The following is an 18186-nucleotide window of genomic DNA, read 5'->3' on the forward strand; positions in this document are numbered from 1 at the left end:
CTAATCAATCTATTCCGTTGTACTTAAATACTACTGTAGTAATATCATCATACTGTTCCTGACCTTTTGAATACTCGGCTAACTTGCGTCTTACCAGATCATCCAGTTCATCAGGCGGCAGTCCCTTGCCCTCATTTAAAGCACTCGCAAGCCTCTCATCTCCGAACAGCTCACAATTGATGTTATGAGCTTCTGTAACGCCGTCTGTGTAGAGATAGATCACATCTCCCTTGCTCAGAGTAACAGTATTAAGACTAAATTCTGCAAAGTCCAGAGCTCCCATCAGCAGGCTGTGGTTATCTTCCACAATTTCAAAGTCGCCATTAGCTTTTTTAACTGCTGCATAAACATGACCGGCATTGATAAAATTCAATTCTCCGGTGGAAAGAGTAATTATCCCGATCCACACAGTAACGAACATTGAATCGGCACTTTCCTCACAAAGCCTTACGTTTGCTTCCTTAATTGCATTCACCAGGTCACCTCCGTAAAAGAGAACCTGAGATTTTATCATCTGCTTACACAGAACCATGAAAAGAGCTGCTGTGATACCCTTACCTGATACATCTCCTATCATGAAAGCAAGGCGATCTTCATCCAGATAGAAGAAATCATACAGGTCACCTCCAACGTTCTTGGCTGGAACCATCTTTGCATAGATTTCATATCCCGGTTTATCGTAGAAGTCAGGATAAATTCTGGGAAGCATCTTTTCCTGAATCTGAGTGGCTGCCTTCATCTCCGTCTGGAGTTTCTCTTTTTCCGCGGCGTTTTCTACAATCTCATTAACATATTCCTTCATCCTCCGGGACATGGTCTCAAAGGATACTGCCAGTTCTTCTATCTCGTCACCGGTCTTGTAGAGATCCTCCATCTCAAAGGCCATATCCTCACCTACAAAGCCTGTAACAGCCTTGGTCATGTGATTGATAGGTTCAACACTTCTCTTGGCTAAAAAAGAAACCATTATAATAGTAATCTGCATAAATACTAACAGTATCAGAACCAGTAATAACCGGTGTCTGCTGAATTCATTGCCAATCCTATCCAGCATATCATCTTTAAGGCTCTCCATTTGCTGGACCAGCTTGTTGGTGGGCTCCATTATCTCATCTTCCGATACAAATGCTATCTGAGTCCATCCAATTGTTGCAAGCGGTGCGTGGGCTGCATAGTACTTCTCTCCATCAACCGTTACTATATCTGTGCCGGTTTTTCCGGATAGAGCACACTCAACAAGTTCAATCAGCTCAGGATTAACTGATGTTCTTATATCTGCGTCAGGATCATCACTCACCTTCAGCTCACCCTCTTTTCTTGGGGAGCATATAAGCTGTCCAGAATCACTTATCAGTATAGAAAAGCCCTCTTTTCCGATATTACGCTCTGTTATTTTTTTTTGAAGTATTTCCAGCTCTGTAGCGCCTTCAATAACTGCCACCAGTTCTCCATCTACATAGACCGGAACGCCAAAGACAATTACCTTAAAGTCATAGAATGCGCTTGCTACAGCATTTGAAAAGAAAACATCACCTTTCTTTACTGCACCCACATACCAGGGCCTTACTCTGGGATCGTAATCATTAACTTTACCATTCTCATCAAACTTTCTGTCAGACAGATCATCCATGGCTATTGTTGAACCATCAGGCAGAGCAACGTAACAATCGAAAGTGTAACCAACATTTCCTTTTACGATCTCTTTCATGGTGGGTGCCAGATTGGCAAGCCGCTCCAGCATCTCCATGCTCTTAGGATCAATATTTTCTACTCCGTTAGGGCAAAGAAGCTGCAAGGTGTATACTCCGGCATTTTCCTTACGTGGCGGAAGCACCTCTTTTCTTGCATAATTCTCAGGATGCCTGAAAACATCTTCAACCTGGTCTCTCATGATGCGCATATCATGATCCAAAATCCAGAATTCATCGTCTGTCTTATCTGCAGCCCAGGCTATCAGCTGCAGCAGAGAATCCTCTGTGAGAGATGACATGGAGCTCATATATTCACTTTGGACCAGATCCGTCTGATTCTCTCCTTCGGTCTGAACCACATTTTTCAGAATGGCAACCTGAACTCGGCTCATTGTCATGAAAACAAAGCCGAGAATAGCGACAAATATGACAGCGAACCTTATGAGTTTACCTGCAAGGCCCTTGGGCCACAGTTCCTTCAGATTATTCATAATATCACCCTGATTCATGCCTTTGTTATCTCAAGAAAATCTGTAAAACCACTTAGTTTAAGAATGTCATAAAATGTCTCATTTACATTCTCTATGACCATTCTGCCATCTTTCTTATCAAGTATCTGGAAGGTCCGAAGGAACACACGAAGGCCTGCAGATGAGGTGTAGTCTGTCTTTGCAAGATCGAAATGCACCTCATTCACATCATTCAGCTCACCTTCAAGAGCATCGGTCAGTTGTGGAGCTGTGTTTATGTCCAGAGTTCCTTCAATGGATACAACAAGTACTTCTCCCTCTTTTTCTTTTTTTATGGTCATGTTATTGATTCTCCTTCCTGCTTCCCATGTAAACAGCTACTCCAAAGCTCCTGGGGAAAAGTTTTTCCGAAAGAGCCAGTGTCGGATAGTTGTGGCGATCGATCCAGACCTCAGTTTCCGGTTCATAGTTTTCTAAAGCATTCTTAAGTGCATATCGCATCAGCCTTGTGAGCACCTTTCCGTAATCGCTCCCGATTGCCGCCATGATAACTACTCTTAAGGCTCCTGAAGGTACCAGATGAAAAAGAAGCATTCCATTGACCTTTCCATCGCTTTGGGAAAAACATGATACTTCATTTTCGAAGTATAACCTGGGAAGTTCGGATAAATCCTCATATACGCCGTGAAATCCCAGCATCACAAACTGTTTTATCCCAGCATTAAACCCTCTCTGAGTCATATTTGCAAGAGGCTGTATATTCTCGTCCATCTTAGCGTTGTTCATAAAAGGCAATCTTTCTATCTCTGAAAGTCTGGTCTTTATCAGGTCACCTTCCATGAGTCCCACCGTAAATCCCTGGTCCTTCAGTGCAGCTTTTTCTCTGATCATGTTCCTTGCAGAAAGAGAATAAGTAGACGTGACCACCTCATCCTCAGCCAGCAATTCTTTATATTTATCGAAAAGCAGAGAAGCTGCATCATCGTGATCAATCTTGAGCCATATTATGTTGGCTTCATTGTCTTCATCGGTATCAATATGCCTGACCTCCCAGACAATGCCGGCTAGTGGCTCTTCATCATCATCCGCAGCAATCAGGCCACGAAAATAGGTTCTTCCTATATTCTCAGCCACATCCGGGGTAATGTATCCCCTGTACTGTTCAGCAGTGTCTGTATCAAGTTCAACAATATCAATATTTATACTTTCGGCGTCTTCATACATGCATAGTTCCCCCATTTTTATAGGTCCACCATAATTGTACCAATAAATCGGCTATATAATGTATAAAATTACGATAAATTTTGGTTTAGTGGGTACTAACAGTTACCTGTGAAGACGTGATCAAGCATTTCTCTTGCAACGTCTCGCAGGTGGTAAATGCTCTCAACCTCTGTTGCAGGAATATTCATTTTAAATCTTGGAAAATAACGACTGATATGGAGCGGAACGCTGTGTCTGCCCTCTCCATCATTAAGATCGGATATCCATTTGGAAAGCTTTCTCATCTCCTCATCGCTGTCATTATAACCGGGAATAATAAGGGTTGTAACTTCAACGTGGGAGGAAGAGACAGCTCTTTTAATAAAGTCCATTACAAGGCCCCTGTCGCCACCAAGAACGTCCCTGTAATAGCTGTCCGTAAAGCCCTTAAGGTCTATGTTCATGGCATCGATGTGGGGGATGACCTGACTGGCAATTGTTTCCGTGACACAGCCATTGGATACAAGGACAGTCTTCATGCCCCTCTTGTGTACCTCTTTTGCTGCGTCAATGACGTACTCATAGCCTATAAGGGGCTCATTGTAGGTAAATGCCACACCAATATTGCCCTGAGGCTTGTAGCTTTCAGCAATCTCTGCCAATTCATCCGGGGCTATGTGTTTTACACCATATTCATATTCTTTGTCAAAACCATAGGAAATCTCATGATTCTGGCAAAATGGGCAGCGAAGATTACAGCCAAAGCTCCCCACCGAGATAATGTTTGAGTCCGGGTAAAAGAGATTTAGAGGCTTCTTCTCGATTGGATCAAGGGCTATGGAAGTGACAAGACCAAAGCTTTTGCTGATTATGGTGTTTCCTTTACAGATTCGCGCTTTACATAGGCCCGTGGCCCCTTCAGTTAAATTACAGTGGTTATGGCAAACATCGCATATTGGCATAGTTTTTCGCTTCCTTACTCATGGCGGATGACTTCAAAACGCTCCAGGCTGTAATCTTCAAACTCTGATATTCCAGCCTTCTGACGGGCTATATCTATCTGCTGCTCTATGCTGTCTACCCCGTCAAGGTTTGGAAGAAGAAGTCCCCTCTTTCCTCCGTGGGTAACTATTACGCCATATCTCTTTACATCCAGCTCCTCTGGAGAACTGATCGGTTCCGGCTTATCAAGAACATCCACGCTCATCTCAAGGAATTCCAGCTCATCCTCACGGATCATTGGGAATCTTGGATCACTGGTGCCAGCGCTTATGGCATTCTGAAGTATCTCATCTGCAATGCAGCTGCAGGTGGGAAGAATGGTTCCGATACAGCCTCTAAGTGCCCCATCCTTATGTATTGAAACAAAGGCTCCGGCCCTCTGGTCAAAAATTTCTTTCGGAAGGTCATCCCAGGCAGGGGTGTCTATATCTTTTCTTGTTATTCTCTTACCTGTGGTGATAAAGCTCTCCAGAGAGTATCTGGCAAGTCTTACATATGGGTCTTCTTTTTTGCGTTTTTCATTTAGCTCAGATAGTCTTTTTGTGCGCCATTTTTCAAGGAAGTGCCTGTTTTCATCAGGATTTCCAATCTCAAAGGTACAGATTCCGTAACCAACACCAAAGGTAGCTTCGTGGGATAGCTCTTTTGCCCTGACGGATAGTCCGTCCAGGACTCCTGCCATGATGACAAAGGACCTGTGTCCACACTCAGCAGCCTTATCACAGAAGTCCTCGCTGAATTCAAAGAGCTTTATGAAGTCTCCGCTTCCGCAAACCTCCATTATCTTTTCATCATATTCAGGGCCTTCCTTAACAAAACCGTAAGGGCCGTCGTCTTTTTGCTTGTGGGAAAGGTCTCCGCTGGCAACGAAAACCACTCTTCTTCCGGTGTTTTCGATCGCCTTTTGGATGATCTGTCCCATCTCGTAGTGCATAGGAAGAGACAGGCCTGAAAGCCCGATCCTTACGAGCTTAAAGTCCTGATATTTCTTTCTGATAAAGTAAAGAGGTATCATGGTGCCGTGGTCCAGGGATGCATCTCTTTCTCCCATGGTTCCTGCAGGAAATTCCTGGATTTCAGATATGGCCGAGTCAGTAGCGATGTGACATATCTCTTTTACCAGATCTGTATCGTAGGTTTCGTCAAAGGTTACGCTTCCTGCACCGAACCTTCCCATATCTCCTCTAGCTCTGCTGCCCGGAGAAATGTGGAAATAATCAGAGTACATTATGCTGTGGGGGCTGGAGATTATGATGGTCTCCGGCTTAAGGGCAGCTATCTGAACAGCAACTTCCTCGTAAGCTCTGGTGGTTTCGATAATTTTCTTTTCCTCTCCCTTTCCAACCTCCGGAAGGATGATAGGTGGATGAGGAACCATAAATGCACCAACAACTGGCATAGTTTGTCACCTCTTTTTATATGCATACTTAGTGGGTTTACTACATATTATGTTATCACATCGGGGAATTAACTGAAATAATGTTCAGACTTTATTTAGTAGATATGTAATCATTTTTCAGACACAATATTTTCACAAAGTAATCACAAGTCTATCAAAATATCATTATATACTTGCTAGCATGAGGATAAATTCGATTACTCCGGGAACAAAATTGAATATTCATCTGACTTACAGAGATATGTCTTTTGATACCAGCTCTTTTGTTATCAGCAGCTATGGCGACGGAGCTCTCATAACTCCCGTTTATTTTGCCGGGAAGATCATTGAGTACTGCTCAGATGCTACTTTTGAGATAGTGAATCCTATTACTGGAATCAAACGCAGATTCTACATCGAGGACATGAGCAGGGTTGATTTCGCCGGTTCCGATTTCCATGTGATACGTGGAAGAGAGATCACTCTTTCTGTAGACAACAGAAAGGCTGAGAGGTTCAAGATACAGCGCGAAGCCACCGTCACTATTAAGGGCAAGAAATCCGTAAGGCTTATAATCAACGATCTTTCCGTAAGAGGAATCTCACTTCTTGTTGGTAAGTATTCAGATAATTTTAATATCGGCGACGAGATTGAGATCGATCTTGTCAACGAAGAGACTTTGAAACATATCACCTTCGTTTCCAAGATCATCAGGAAATTCAAGGTTGGAGATCTGGACGCTGTCGGATGCGAAGTAAAAAATGTTTCCACAGGTCTTTTAATGTATCTCCAGTTTAAGAAAATGCAGAAGCATTCACACAACGATCAAAGAATGTTTGAAGAGGCCATCTGACCAAGGGTTGGATGGTCTTTTTGTAGCACAAGACCGGCAAGCGAATGGATGCTTGCATACAAATTCATTTGCCGGTCGTAAGAACATGGAGCATGAAATGCGGAATGTTCGTGTGCGAAATCGAGTAGGAGTCAGCCTACTCGATTGTTCAGAATCTCAAGTTGTCTCCCAGTACCGGGACCTTGCTTGCAAAAAATGAGAACTCTCCACTGTCTAATAAATTCCCTTCATCATCAGTAACTCTGATATCAAAGACCAGGATGTGCTTACCTGTCTTAAGTTTCATGCACTCGCAGTAAATGTACTCTGTGTTCACTGCCGGTAGAAGGAAATTCAGATTGGCGGATACCGTCGTAACATAATATCCACTCATACTACCTGTAGCCCCAGCCATTGCATCCACAAAAGACAGCAGCGCCCCACCATGAATGCTTCCATAGGTATTATGAAGTCTTGAATCACATTTTATCCTGGACTTACTGTAAGTAGGACTCAGTTCCAGAATCTCAAATCCGATAAACTTGTTGTACTCATTTGAATATAATTCAGCGATCATCTTCTCCCTGATCGCATTCTCTTTTTCTGTACGTGCTTTTCTCATTTGTAATCATCCTGTCCGTTTCCCCGATGGAAATGTCTCCCCATCAGCCATTCTCACTTTACTTCAACTTCTCTAATGCCAGCCGCCCAGTCAAGTATGGGTCTTGCATCAGGTGTGAAGAGGTCTTTTGGAATTTCATTTCTGTCAAAGAACCTGTGTTCAAGAACCTCCGAGTCTGAATCAGATATTTCTCCAGAATAGCTCTTGGTAATGAAGATTACGGATAAAGAGTAGACCACATCTCCATTGGGATAGTGTATTTCCCTGTCAGTTCCTGAGTATAGGCCAAAGAGCTTTAGGTCCGATACTCTTATGCCGACTTCCTCATAAAGCTCTCTCGTTGCCGCTTCAACGAATGTCTCCCCAGGCTCCATTGCACCACCTGGAACGCACCACTCTCCGGTATCACTTCTTTTCTGCAAAAGAACCTGTCCCTTGTCATTTTCTATTAGCACTCCGCATCCAACAGTCATGACCAGGTCATGGCCCACAGACTTTCTCATATCAGCAATATAATTCATCAGTTTTCTCCTACATTACATTTTTATTATATTCGCCGTCATCACCGACTGAAAGTGTCAGATCTGCACCGGTACTCTTTTTTAGGCACAGTCTCACATTTGCCATGTCACTGTAATCCACAAACTTCTCAGCTTTCTCTTTTGAATTGCCACTTTTTATCTTCCTGTCTATGAGGCGGTGCCTTAACATCTCCTCCTCAGCTCTTATGAAAATGGTATAATCCGCATAGGTTCTGAGGTCTCGCCAGCCATCTTCATCAAGAAGCAAGTAGTTGCCTTCAAGGATCACAATGTCTTTTTCTACAGTTATAGCATCCTCCACCGGATTGTGAAGATGCCTGTCGTATGATGGCCACCCAACCACCGACTTTATGAGGACTTCCTCTATCCTCTTTTTAAATAGGTTAAGGTCAAACGTAATAGGAGCCCCCTTAATATCTACCATCCGCACTTCTTCCCCGTCTCTGAATGCTGTATGGGTAAGAAGATACTCCTGCCGCCTGTGGAAGCCATCCATCCCTATGGCCTGGACATCAGTCAGATCCTCATTTTCTTCTGATAACTTCTGCAGAAAGCTTGCCAGCGTACTCTTTCCCGACCCCGGAGGCGCCGCCAAAAGCACCAACAGCCTGCTGCCCTTTTCTTTCTGCATATCCGTTAGTCTGTAAAGCAGTGGCAAAAAGATCTCATCCACCGATTTTCTACTATAACGGGCATTAACCTCAATCCCATTCATATTCACATTGTAATCCATAGGTGTTACGCTCCTTCATGCAAGAGGCTTAGTACATTCTCATATACAATCTCTGTAAAGCATACCTCTTATCATGACATTAGCACGTTATAATATAATTATCAAAGTCTTATATTCCATTACCATTGAAGCTGATGAATGTGTTCTCCTTGGGATACGATTTCCCTATGGAACGAAGCAAGTCATCAGCTTTTTCTTTCCTTGCACAGCAATGCTGATGCATCCCCCTTTATCAGTTCTGTAGACTGTTGTTCCAACCTCATAAAGTCTTTCAAGGAGTGCTTCGTGAGGATGGCCGTAGGAGTTGTCTCGGCCGCAGCTTATGATTGCAAATAAGGGCTTCGTAAGGTCCAGGAACTCTTCATCGGTAGTGTACTGGGAGCCATGGTGAGCTACCTTGAGCAGGGATAAATTGGCGTATTTCTCAGGGTCACTTCTTATCACACTCTTAAGGTAATCCTGCCCTGCGCCTTCAACGTCCCCAGTGAAAAGAGCTGTGAATCGCTGTGAATTCTTCCCACCTCCAGAAAATGCATCAGCATGGGTGCAATTTGACCATTTCCTATCTCCAACCATATACTCCATAAAAAGAACTGTGGAATAGGCGTTAGCTCCATCCGATGTCATTCCAAGTTCAGGGTTCAGGCAGGTAAATTGCACCTTTCCCAGGCCAAAGGATTCTCCCTCGTTAATGTAAGCTATAGAAATCCCCAGGTTCCTAGCCCTTTGCTCAAGTTCATGATAGTTGTCTCCTCTGGAACTATCTGCCACTTCAGGAAGGATGAGCTGCTTTATCCTGATTCCGCCCTTTTCCATGTCATCCATAATCTCGAAGATTCCGCTGATGTGATCCTCATCTTCATGAGTCACTACTACAGCATCAAGCTTTTCTATTCCCTTGTATTTCAGAAATGGAATGATCTGATACTTGCCCACATTCTTCTTAGAGGTGCTTCCCCCATCAATCAAAATGTTATTGCCTGCTGAGGATATAACTATCCCATCCCCCTGTCCTACATCGATCATGCTAATCTCTAGGTCAGGTACGCGATGATATGTAAGCACAACTAGCGCTATCACCAGAACAACTCCCCGTATAACATCCGCTAAAAACATATTGTTGATGTGTTCTCTTACGACCTCCCACTGAAGACTCTTGGATACCAGAATGAAGATAACGATCAGCGTCACGTATAGAGCCACCTGCCACTTGTCAGAATGCCCCATGTACCAGGTGAAAGTGCTTCGCACGGAGCTTCCAGAGCACAGCCATCTGTAAATCGCCAGAATCCCATGCACCACACCTCCAGGAAGTTTTATCAGTAAGGGCATAGAAAAATCCGCACCTGGCACCCTCGAGCTCAGTATTGTACCAGCGCCTACATCGGAAGTGTTTGCCAACAATGGCAATCCAACACCAGGGCTTATAGCAACTCCTAGCAAAAGAAATCCTGCCCCAAGTAGCATGCACACGAGGCCTGCCAGCATGAGAATGCCCATCACCGGGATAACCACAAGGTTCAGCACCATAGAATGAAGTGGAAACGCATAGTAAAAACACGCGTATACGGGCAGCGTAACGATTGTGACAGCAAGGCAGGAAACTGCGCCGTCTAGAAGACCAAGCACTCTACCATGAATATCAAACACATCAACAACGGTCCTGTAGACGTCACTTTCCACGAAGCGACCAAGAACCTCGAGCCACCATTTCCCTCCGCTATTGTCAGTACTGTTAGCACTCGTTGCCCTTCTCTCCTTCAGCCACGCCCATAGCACCCCCTTGCAATCCTCATCCTCAACGAACTTCATCTGCATGTCCTCGCAACCTGCCAACCTCCTGGAGGGAACAAACAAAGGCTTTATGACTGTGATTCCAAGTACTGCTCCGAAGGAAAAAAGAAATCCGCTGTTATAAAGGTACAAGGGCTGATCCAGCAAAAGCAGTATTTCCGCCAGGGAAAGTGCGCTTAAGATATCATAGGTCCTGCCAACCACAGGCGCCATGAGTCGGATGGTGAACATGCATATAGCACGGAAGGAAGACGTTCCCATTCCGCACATAATTCCGTAGGAGTACATGAAGGCAATTGCAACCACCGTCGGAACTATGTTCGTACATACATCTGCTGTATTTCGGGCAGCTTTAGGCTTACGGATAACTGTATGCGTCCTAGCCACAGTACGGCGCCAAGCCGCTCTCTCCACCCGCGAAGCTGCCCACAGGCTGAACCTTCTTAGCAGTTCATAGATACCCATACCAATTATGGAAATGTGGAGGCCACTGACAGCCAGGATATGGATGATCCCACTGTCCTTGTACATATCCTTGATCTCGGAATCCATGTAAGCTTTGTCACCAAGGAGCATAGCCTTCATGATGGCGGAATCCTCGGAAGAAAGACACTCATCAAGGACATGCTCAAAAAACATCCTAATCCTGAAAAGAGATTCCCTGTAATTGTCCGGATCTCCTCCGCAGGCAAGAACCTTGCTCCCACTTAATCTGTATGAAATTTTTAAAGTTGAATAATACAAACGACTGTCGAATTCCCCTGGATTTGTAGGGGCCTGAAAGGCCTTTACCTTTCCGCTAACACGGACATACTGCCCGATAGAAGGCAAAGAATCTGCAGAATCCAGATAGCACTGGATCAGATGATCATCCGAAATATTCTGTTCCTTTGGAAATAGGTAGATCACAGGAAGGATCTCGCCGGAAAAGCTCTTTCGAAACTCTTTTCCTTGAACCTGCCCGACTATAGTGATCAAATCACCATCGCCGCAACCAGGCTCCCTTCCCGTAATATCAGATAAACAAAACTGTAGATAGATCAAGACAGCCGTCGTAAGAATTAAAGCCAGAAGGCTTAACGGCCGTTTCATATATTACTCCTAAACCAAAAACTTCCGGCGCTTTGGCGCGCCATATTACTTACTCAATAATATCAAGATTCCTCTCATAGGGCCCTGAAATCTCAAAGTCCATGAAGGTAAAGGTCGCCTCTCCGTTTACGGAAAATGCCACCTTGTTAACATCGGAAAACTCCGCAATGGTGTTCACGATGGAATACAGCGCAACCTCTGCGCTCACTTTATAAGGCTCAGTCAGAAATGCCTGGTCAAAGTCCACGTAGCAGACACCGTCCCTTACATTAACGCTGTTGATCTTAGCATCCTTGGAAATTGTTGGATAACAGATATCCGTGTTAGGCCCCTTTATGATCTGCTCAACAGCAAGTCTCTCCATGGAAATATTACTGTTGTAAACAACGGACCTGTAGACAGGCACAAGCTTGTCTCCCGCCTCATTTGCAAAGTACAGCTTAAGCTCAATCTTCTCGTAGGTGTTGATCTCGTTACCAACGTTGAAAATAAAGGTATCTGCAGACATGTTACCAATAATATTCCCGTAGTGATCCGCAAGAGGCGTCCCCTCCACCTGGAAGGTCACATAATCAACCGCTGGAAGCTGGGTAAAGGTCCTGACAATTGCTGCTCTGTCCAGAATCTCCACAGTCCTTCCGATATCCATATACTCAATTCCAAAATTCAAAGTCAAAAGATTGTCCGAAAGCGAATGACCAATAAGCTTTACATCTCCCGTCAAAGGAGCCTCGTACTGAAGCCTTTCAGGCATCTTCCCTAGCTGCTCGATAAGCTCAGAAATAACAGCGTCCACATCAGACAGTTCATTTTCCGGCTCATATTCCACCGCCACAATTCCTGTCTCATTGTTGTTCACGTAAAAGAGCTTGAAAGCCTCCGGATCAACAGCCTTAGGAGAACATCCAACCGTCATCAGGCCAAGAGCCATCACCAGGAAAAGAGCTATTCTGTTTTTCAACCTTTTTCCAATTCCAAACATTTATCCAATCCCCAAACGGCCTACTTTGTAGCTGTACCGGTACTGTTGATCAGCGGTATCTTTAAAGTGAAAGTAGTTCCCTCACCAAGCGTACTCTCCACGTCAATGGTTCCCCTGTGCATAAGAACTGCATTTCTGGCAATAGAAAGGCCAAGTCCTGTTCCACCAATCTCTCTGGACCTGGACTTATCCACCCTGTAGAACCTCTCGTAAATATGATCAATAGCATCCGCAGGAATTCCCATACCGGAATCAATGACCTTCACATAGAAATACTGATGATCCGCGTCAAGCTCAACCTTAACCCAGCCCTCATCCTTGTTGTACTTGATGGCATTCTCCACCAGATTCATGATTACAAGTGAAATCTTGACCTCATCGATCTCCGCAGTAATAGCTCTTTTGCTCTCAAGGGTAAGTTCAATATTGTGCTTCCTTGCAATGGGGCGGAGCCTTTTAAGGACAACCTCTGTAAGAGCCACCACATCTACTGAAGAGATGGAAAGTCCTGAAGCCTTCTTGTCCATCCTGACAAGCGCCAAGAGATCGTTTATGATCTTGTCCTCTCGATCAACCTCCGCTCCAATGTCCACCATAAACTCTCTGTAGACTTCATTTGGAACATCCTCCTGAGCCAAAAGAGAATCTGCCAAAACCTTCATGGAAGTAATCGGCGTCTTAAGCTCATGAGACACGTTAGAAACAAACTCCTGACGGGAATCGTCCAGAACCTTCATTCGCTTAAGAAGCGCGTTGAAGGCGTTAATGATCTGCTCTGTCTCGATATAATTAGGTCCAACGATAGGCTCATCAGTGTAGCCCGCCTTAACGTCATTGATAGCAGCTGTTATTCTGTCAAAAGGCTTCAGCAGCAGGATTGAAACCAATGCTGCAAACATCAGGATAATCAGGATGATCACAACCTCAAGAAGATTTGCTCTTCTGCTGAGGATCTCAAGGGTTGTGGCAATAGTGTCCGTAGATACACTGGTTAAAAGAACTCCTCGCACCACTTCACTTGTTTTGCCGGATACAGATACATCCTCCTCTTCAATGACTTCACTTTCAATGATAGGCGTAACAACCTCAATATATCCGTTGGCGCTATCGTACTTTGACACAGTTCCCTTGGAACCGGTCTTCAAGCAATTGACCACTTCCTCAGAAATGATGGTCTTTCCCTGAGAAATATTGTAGGTATCTTTTACCACCTTCAGGTCATCATTGATAACGATAACACGGCCATCGTAAAGATTAGCCAGCATATCGATCTCAGCATTTATGACCTCAGAAGAGGTATCCTGTAAATAGTTTAAAACAATAAGGTGATTAGCCAGAATTCGCAGCTGCCTCTGGACCTCCGTGGACTTCACGTTCACAGCGCGGTCCTCATAGCTGGAAAGAATGACAGAATGCATCACCAGGCATGACACAAGCCCGGTGATAAAGACAATTATAAAGAATCTTACTCGTAAACTTTTTAGTATATCACTGATCCTAAAGTTCTTATCCATATTTATGCCTGGAAGTAATATCCAGCGCCCCATTTAGTCCTTACGTATTTTGGCTCGCTTGGATTGCTCTCAAGCTTCTCGCGAAGCCTTCTGATGTGAACATCAACAGTTCTTTCATCTCCGGGATAATCACTGCCCCAGATGGTCTCAAGAAGCTCTTCCCTGGTATAAGTCTTACCGGGAGTTGAAGCAAGAAGCTCCAAAAGCTCATATTCCCTGCTGGTCACATTGATCTCTCTATCCTTAACAAAGACTCTTCTATATTCCTCATTAAGCTTAAGGTCGCCAAAAGTCATTACCTTATCAGGCTCAGCGCCTCTGCCTGTCCTTCTGATGATGGCCTTGATCCTTGCCTTAACCTCAAGAATGTTGAAAGGCTTGGTGATGTAGTCATCTGCGCCATACTCAAGGCCCAGGATCTTATCCATGTCATCGCCCTTGGCAGTGAGCATAATGATAGGCACATTTGAAAACTCCCTGATCTGCTGACAAACCTCGAACCCAGTGAGACCCGGAAGCATAACGTCAAGAAGGATTATGTCGTAGTCATTTGCCCTTGCCATATCAAGAGCTTCCTGGCCATCGTATGCACAATCCACAACAATGTCGTCCTGTTCAAGACTAAACTTTATTCCCTTTACGATTGCTTTCTCGTCGTCAACAACAAGCGCTTTCTTGCTCATTCCTTCACCATTTCCAAATTTTTAAACCGTTATACTGTCCTTTATCTTGGAAAAGAGCTTTTCCTTGATCCCAGATACCTTCATGATATCCTCTTTAGTCTTAAAAGCTCCGTTTTCCTCGCGATATTTTATGATCTTGCCTGCTATCCCATCCCCAATTCCGGGAAGGTTCTTAAGCTGCTCTGCAGAAGCCGTGTTTATATTCACAAGGCCGTTGCTGTCCGCATTCCCTGCACTGGCGCCATTTGGATCAGATTCAGCACTGATATCTATAGATGTTATTCCCAAAGACACATATTCAGATGAATCTATCGAGTCATTTCCAGTGTCAGTTCCATGGCCAGCCAATCCTTCACAAACACTCTCAGCTCTTGTCGTAAGTTCCTCAACTTCCGACTTCGTTGGAACCTTAAGCTTCATCCCATCCGTAAGTTTCGCTGCCAGATTAATAAAGCTATCGTCAGCTTCTTCAGAAAAACCACCGGCTGCTTCCACTGCATCGATAATGCGGCTTTCCTCGGCAAGTTCATAGACACCGGGCTTTCTCACAGCGCCGCAGATAAATACGGCAATCTGCTGCTCAGGCACCGGCATTTCTTTTCCTGAATTTCCAACATCTGCGCTAGTTCCGGATCCGTCCAAAACAATTTGTTCATCCGTACCTGCCAAATCAGTTGTTGCGGCGTTTCCACCTGCACCAGCTTCTTCCGTGGTTCCTTCCGAAGCGGTCCCAGAAGCCACACCTTCCAGTACAATCTCACTGTTTTTTGAGGCGCAGCCTGTAAGCAAAGCCATAAGGCACGCCATAATTATTATCTTTTTTCGCATGTTTCCTCCAAAACAGAGGACCCCATCCATGCTTTACTATTCTATTCGATTAAGCTAATTAATTCAATCATTATCTTCCGTTAGCCCGGCGGTGATAGTGTCGTCATCCGGGTCAGGAAGCGTCTCCTCAGTATAAGGAGAACCGGTTACCTGAGTCATAATGCTCTCAGAAACCTGCTTAAGAGTTGAGTTACAATCCTCACCGTTCCAGATCTTGGTAAAGGCGATCTCAAGCTCCATCCAAAGGTTGCTGGTCTCAATAGTTTTTGGCATTGGCACTGAATCTGCATATACAGCAACAAAGGTTGCCAGGTTGCTGTCGTCATAGGAAACGCCGTAGTGGGCAGCCACCTTGTTACTGAGCTTGTAAATATCTCCAGAATTGTCACTGCAGAGGAACTTTGCCACTTCATTGGCCTCAGTTGCGTGCTCTGAAAGTCCGTTTACCACAAGACAGTTGGTAACAGACATAGTTCTTGACCCAAAATCATCAGTAAGTCCAGGCATATCAGCAACTGCAAAATCAAAGTCGCACTCGCCCTGAGCCTTGGCATCATTGATCTTCTTAATAATATCCGTTGTAGCAATGGTAAATACTACCTTGCCATCTACGAAATCCTGAACCACGTTATCGTAGTTTATGGAATCCGCATCGATAGCGAAGAACTGGTTCAGCTGCTGATAAATCTTCATGCAGCTGATAGTATCAGTGTTATAGATGTCGATCTGGTTGACGTCATCTCCCGCCTGACCACCAACATTCATATAGTTTCCAACAAAGAAATAATTGTAGAAGATATCAGTAACATCCCACTCAAAGACAGCTTCTACCTGCTCAGGAGCATTGTAACTCTCAGCAAACTTAAGGATATCAGAGATGTTAAGAGGAAGATTCTCAGCTACAACCTCATCAATCATACCCTGGGTGATCTCAGAACCGGCGTCCTCAGAAGCCTCAGCGTCCATCTCATCCTGGGAGCCTTCGGAATCTGTATCCTCCGAATTCCCTGCAGATGCCCCATCAGCCTCAGCCTGGGCAGCTTCGCCCTCAGCCTGGTCAATCTCTGACTGCATAGTCTCAACTGCCATGTTCTCAAGATAAGTCTTGTTGTAGATCAGAGAGCTGGTCTCAAAATAAAAAGGATAAGCAATCTTCTTCCCCTTATAGGTTATGGAATCAATTGCAGCAGCAGGAAAAACGCTGTCCTTAAGGTAAGCATCTCCATCCTCGATCTCCATGGCAAGCCCAGCAAGATAGGCCTTCTCAAGAGAATCATTTGTTATTATATACAGATCCGGATAATTATCTTCATCGATAGAAGCTTTATTGACAGCCTCAAGATACTCAAGGCCAGAAACCAGCACAGGCTCTACACGAACCTTGCCATTAGACTCAGAGTAGGCAACAGCCTTGCTCTGCAGATATGGGGTCAGGGAATCATCTGTATACCACAGCCTGACTGTAGTCTTATTCCTGGTAAAGATAGAATAATCCTCAAAAATGCTCCTGTCTGAGCGGGCATAAACAATAGTGCCCGCCAGCGCACAAGCTACCAGTATTAAAGAAATGATCCTGATTCTTAAATTCATATAGACTCCAGACATGAATCAAGTATATTGATCATGTCATCAACATTCTCCTTAGTAATCACCAGCGGCGGAACAAATCTGATAATCTCAGCTCCGGCATTGATAAGGATAAGCCCCTTGGAAAGAGCCATGTTTATCACCTCAGCAACAGGTCTGTTAAACACCAGCCCCTGCATAAGTCCTGCGCCTCGCCTGTCAATAATGAAGTCATATTTGTCCTTCAGCTCGTCCAGGCGCTTCTCAAGATATGGAGCCACCGCATTCACATTCTCTATTATATTGTCCTGCTTGAATAAATCAAGGACTTTGTTAATTGCCGCACAGGCGAAAGGATTGCCCCCGTAGGTTGTCCCGTGATCCCCGGCAACCAGTGAATTTGCGCCTACTTTTTCTGTCAAAAGAAATGCTCCCACAGGAACTCCGCATCCAAGAGCCTTGGCTGTTGTCATAATGTCAGGTTTAACGCCGTACTTCTGCCATGCGAACATATAGCCTGTTCTTCCCATTCCGCACTGGATCTCGTCCAGGATCAGCAAGATGTCTTTTTCATCGCAGAGCTTCCTGACATTCTCAAGGAACTCCTTAGTAGCAGGGAAAATTCCGCCCTCGCCCTGCACTGTCTCCATTATGATCGCACAGGTCTTGTCGTTCACGCAGGCAAGGACACTGTCAAAATCATTCATATCTGCAAACTTGATATTGCCGATCATAGGCTCAAAAGCCTCTCGGTAATGAGGATTTCCAGTAACTGAAAGCGCTCCAAAGGTCCTTCCGTGGAAGGAGTGGTTCATGGCAATGATCTCGTGATCATTCTTGCCGTCCTTTAGGAAAGCATACTTCCTTGCAGCCTTAAGCGCACCCTCCACAGCCTCTGCTCCGCTGTTGGTAAAGAACACCCTGTCCATTCCGGACACTTCTTTTATCTTCTTTGCTGCCTCAACCGCCGGAACATTGTAGTAGTAATTGGATGTGTGAAGAAGCTTGTCAATCTGGGCTTTCAGTGCATCATCATAGTCCTTGTAGTGATAACCCAGCGCAAATACTGCGATACCGGACACAAAATCCAGATATTTCTTGCCCTCCAGATCATAGAGGTAAACTCCCTCGCCTCTGTCCAGCACGATCTGATAACGATTATATGTATGCAAAAGAGCTTTCTCAGCCTCGTCAATGTACTGCTTCATCAATTCACTCATCACAATTCTCCTATCTATGTCTAAGAATCAGGCC

Annotated in this window: 16 protein-coding genes; 1 reads left to right on the forward strand and 15 read right to left on the reverse strand. The window is 44.7% G+C overall.

Annotated features, from left to right (window positions below):
- Positions 1–4: 4 nt before the first annotated feature.
- The 5 genes from BO18_RS01965 to amrA form a co-directional block, all read right to left on the reverse strand.
- The gene (locus BO18_RS01965; protein WP_185752320.1) at positions 5–2182 is read right to left on the reverse strand and encodes a SpoIIE family protein phosphatase; all 2178 of its coding nucleotides are present in this window, start codon (positions 2180–2182) and stop codon (positions 5–7) included.
- 14 nt (positions 2183–2196) lie between these two features.
- The gene (locus tag BO18_RS01970) at positions 2197–2502 is read right to left on the reverse strand and encodes an STAS domain-containing protein (RefSeq protein ID WP_034443143.1); all 306 of its coding nucleotides are present in this window, start codon (positions 2500–2502) and stop codon (positions 2197–2199) included.
- A gap of 1 nt (position 2503) precedes the next feature.
- The gene (locus BO18_RS01975; RefSeq protein WP_034443145.1) at positions 2504–3385 is read right to left on the reverse strand and encodes a hypothetical protein; all 882 of its coding nucleotides are present in this window, start codon (positions 3383–3385) and stop codon (positions 2504–2506) included.
- Positions 3386–3480: 95 nt separating this feature from the next.
- Positions 3481–4326 (reverse strand): AmmeMemoRadiSam system radical SAM enzyme, encoded by an 846-nt coding sequence (amrS, locus tag BO18_RS01980; protein WP_034443148.1) that lies wholly within the window; start codon positions 4324–4326, stop codon positions 3481–3483.
- Positions 4327–4340: 14 nt separating this feature from the next.
- A complete protein-coding gene (amrA, locus tag BO18_RS01985) occupies positions 4341–5765 on the reverse strand; it encodes an AmmeMemoRadiSam system protein A (protein WP_034443150.1) in 1425 nt (474 codons plus the stop codon).
- Between the two features lie 214 nt (positions 5766–5979).
- Here amrA and BO18_RS01990 point away from each other — a divergent pair, with 214 nt between their 5' ends.
- The gene (locus BO18_RS01990; RefSeq protein WP_185752321.1) at positions 5980–6597 is read left to right on the forward strand and encodes a PilZ domain-containing protein; all 618 of its coding nucleotides are present in this window, start codon (positions 5980–5982) and stop codon (positions 6595–6597) included.
- Between the two features lie 148 nt (positions 6598–6745).
- On the opposite strand, the gene BO18_RS01995 is transcribed toward BO18_RS01990, so the two are convergent.
- The 10 genes from BO18_RS01995 to BO18_RS02040 all read right to left on the reverse strand — a co-directional run bounded on the left by BO18_RS01995 (position 6746) and on the right by BO18_RS02040 (position 18152).
- A complete protein-coding gene (locus BO18_RS01995; protein WP_034443154.1) occupies positions 6746–7198 on the reverse strand; it encodes a PaaI family thioesterase in 453 nt (150 codons plus the stop codon).
- A 53-nt stretch (positions 7199–7251) separates the two neighbouring features.
- A complete protein-coding gene (locus BO18_RS02000) occupies positions 7252–7719 on the reverse strand; it encodes an NUDIX hydrolase (protein ID WP_051688441.1) in 468 nt (155 codons plus the stop codon).
- Positions 7720–7729: 10 nt separating this feature from the next.
- On the reverse strand, positions 7730–8473 hold the full coding sequence (locus BO18_RS02005; protein ID WP_034443158.1) for a nucleoside/nucleotide kinase family protein: 744 nt from the start codon (positions 8471–8473) through the stop codon (positions 7730–7732).
- Between the two features lie 165 nt (positions 8474–8638).
- The gene (locus BO18_RS02010) at positions 8639–11359 is read right to left on the reverse strand and encodes a ComEC/Rec2 family competence protein (RefSeq protein ID WP_034443160.1); all 2721 of its coding nucleotides are present in this window, start codon (positions 11357–11359) and stop codon (positions 8639–8641) included.
- Positions 11360–11408: 49 nt separating this feature from the next.
- A complete protein-coding gene (locus BO18_RS02015) occupies positions 11409–12341 on the reverse strand; it encodes a GerMN domain-containing protein (RefSeq protein WP_034443161.1) in 933 nt (310 codons plus the stop codon).
- A gap of 20 nt (positions 12342–12361) precedes the next feature.
- On the reverse strand, positions 12362–13855 hold the full coding sequence (locus BO18_RS02020) for a sensor histidine kinase (protein WP_034443163.1): 1494 nt from the start codon (positions 13853–13855) through the stop codon (positions 12362–12364).
- A gap of 2 nt (positions 13856–13857) precedes the next feature.
- Positions 13858–14538: a response regulator transcription factor gene (locus BO18_RS02025; RefSeq protein ID WP_034443166.1), complete on the reverse strand. Its 681-nt coding sequence runs from the start codon at positions 14536–14538 to the stop codon at positions 13858–13860.
- A 21-nt stretch (positions 14539–14559) separates the two neighbouring features.
- Positions 14560–15366: a helix-hairpin-helix domain-containing protein gene (locus BO18_RS36135; RefSeq protein WP_051688442.1), complete on the reverse strand. Its 807-nt coding sequence runs from the start codon at positions 15364–15366 to the stop codon at positions 14560–14562.
- Positions 15367–15429: 63 nt separating this feature from the next.
- Positions 15430–16956, reverse strand: a complete 1527-nt coding sequence (locus BO18_RS02035) for a sugar ABC transporter substrate-binding protein (RefSeq protein ID WP_034446948.1) — start codon at positions 16954–16956, stop codon at positions 15430–15432.
- Positions 16953–18152: an aspartate aminotransferase family protein gene (locus BO18_RS02040; protein ID WP_242856503.1), complete on the reverse strand. Its 1200-nt coding sequence runs from the start codon at positions 18150–18152 to the stop codon at positions 16953–16955. Before BO18_RS02040 ends, BO18_RS02035 begins: the two co-directional genes overlap by 4 nt.
- Between the last annotated feature and the right edge of the window lie 34 nt (positions 18153–18186).

The sequence above is a fragment of the Butyrivibrio sp. AE2032 genome, assembly GCF_000702965.1.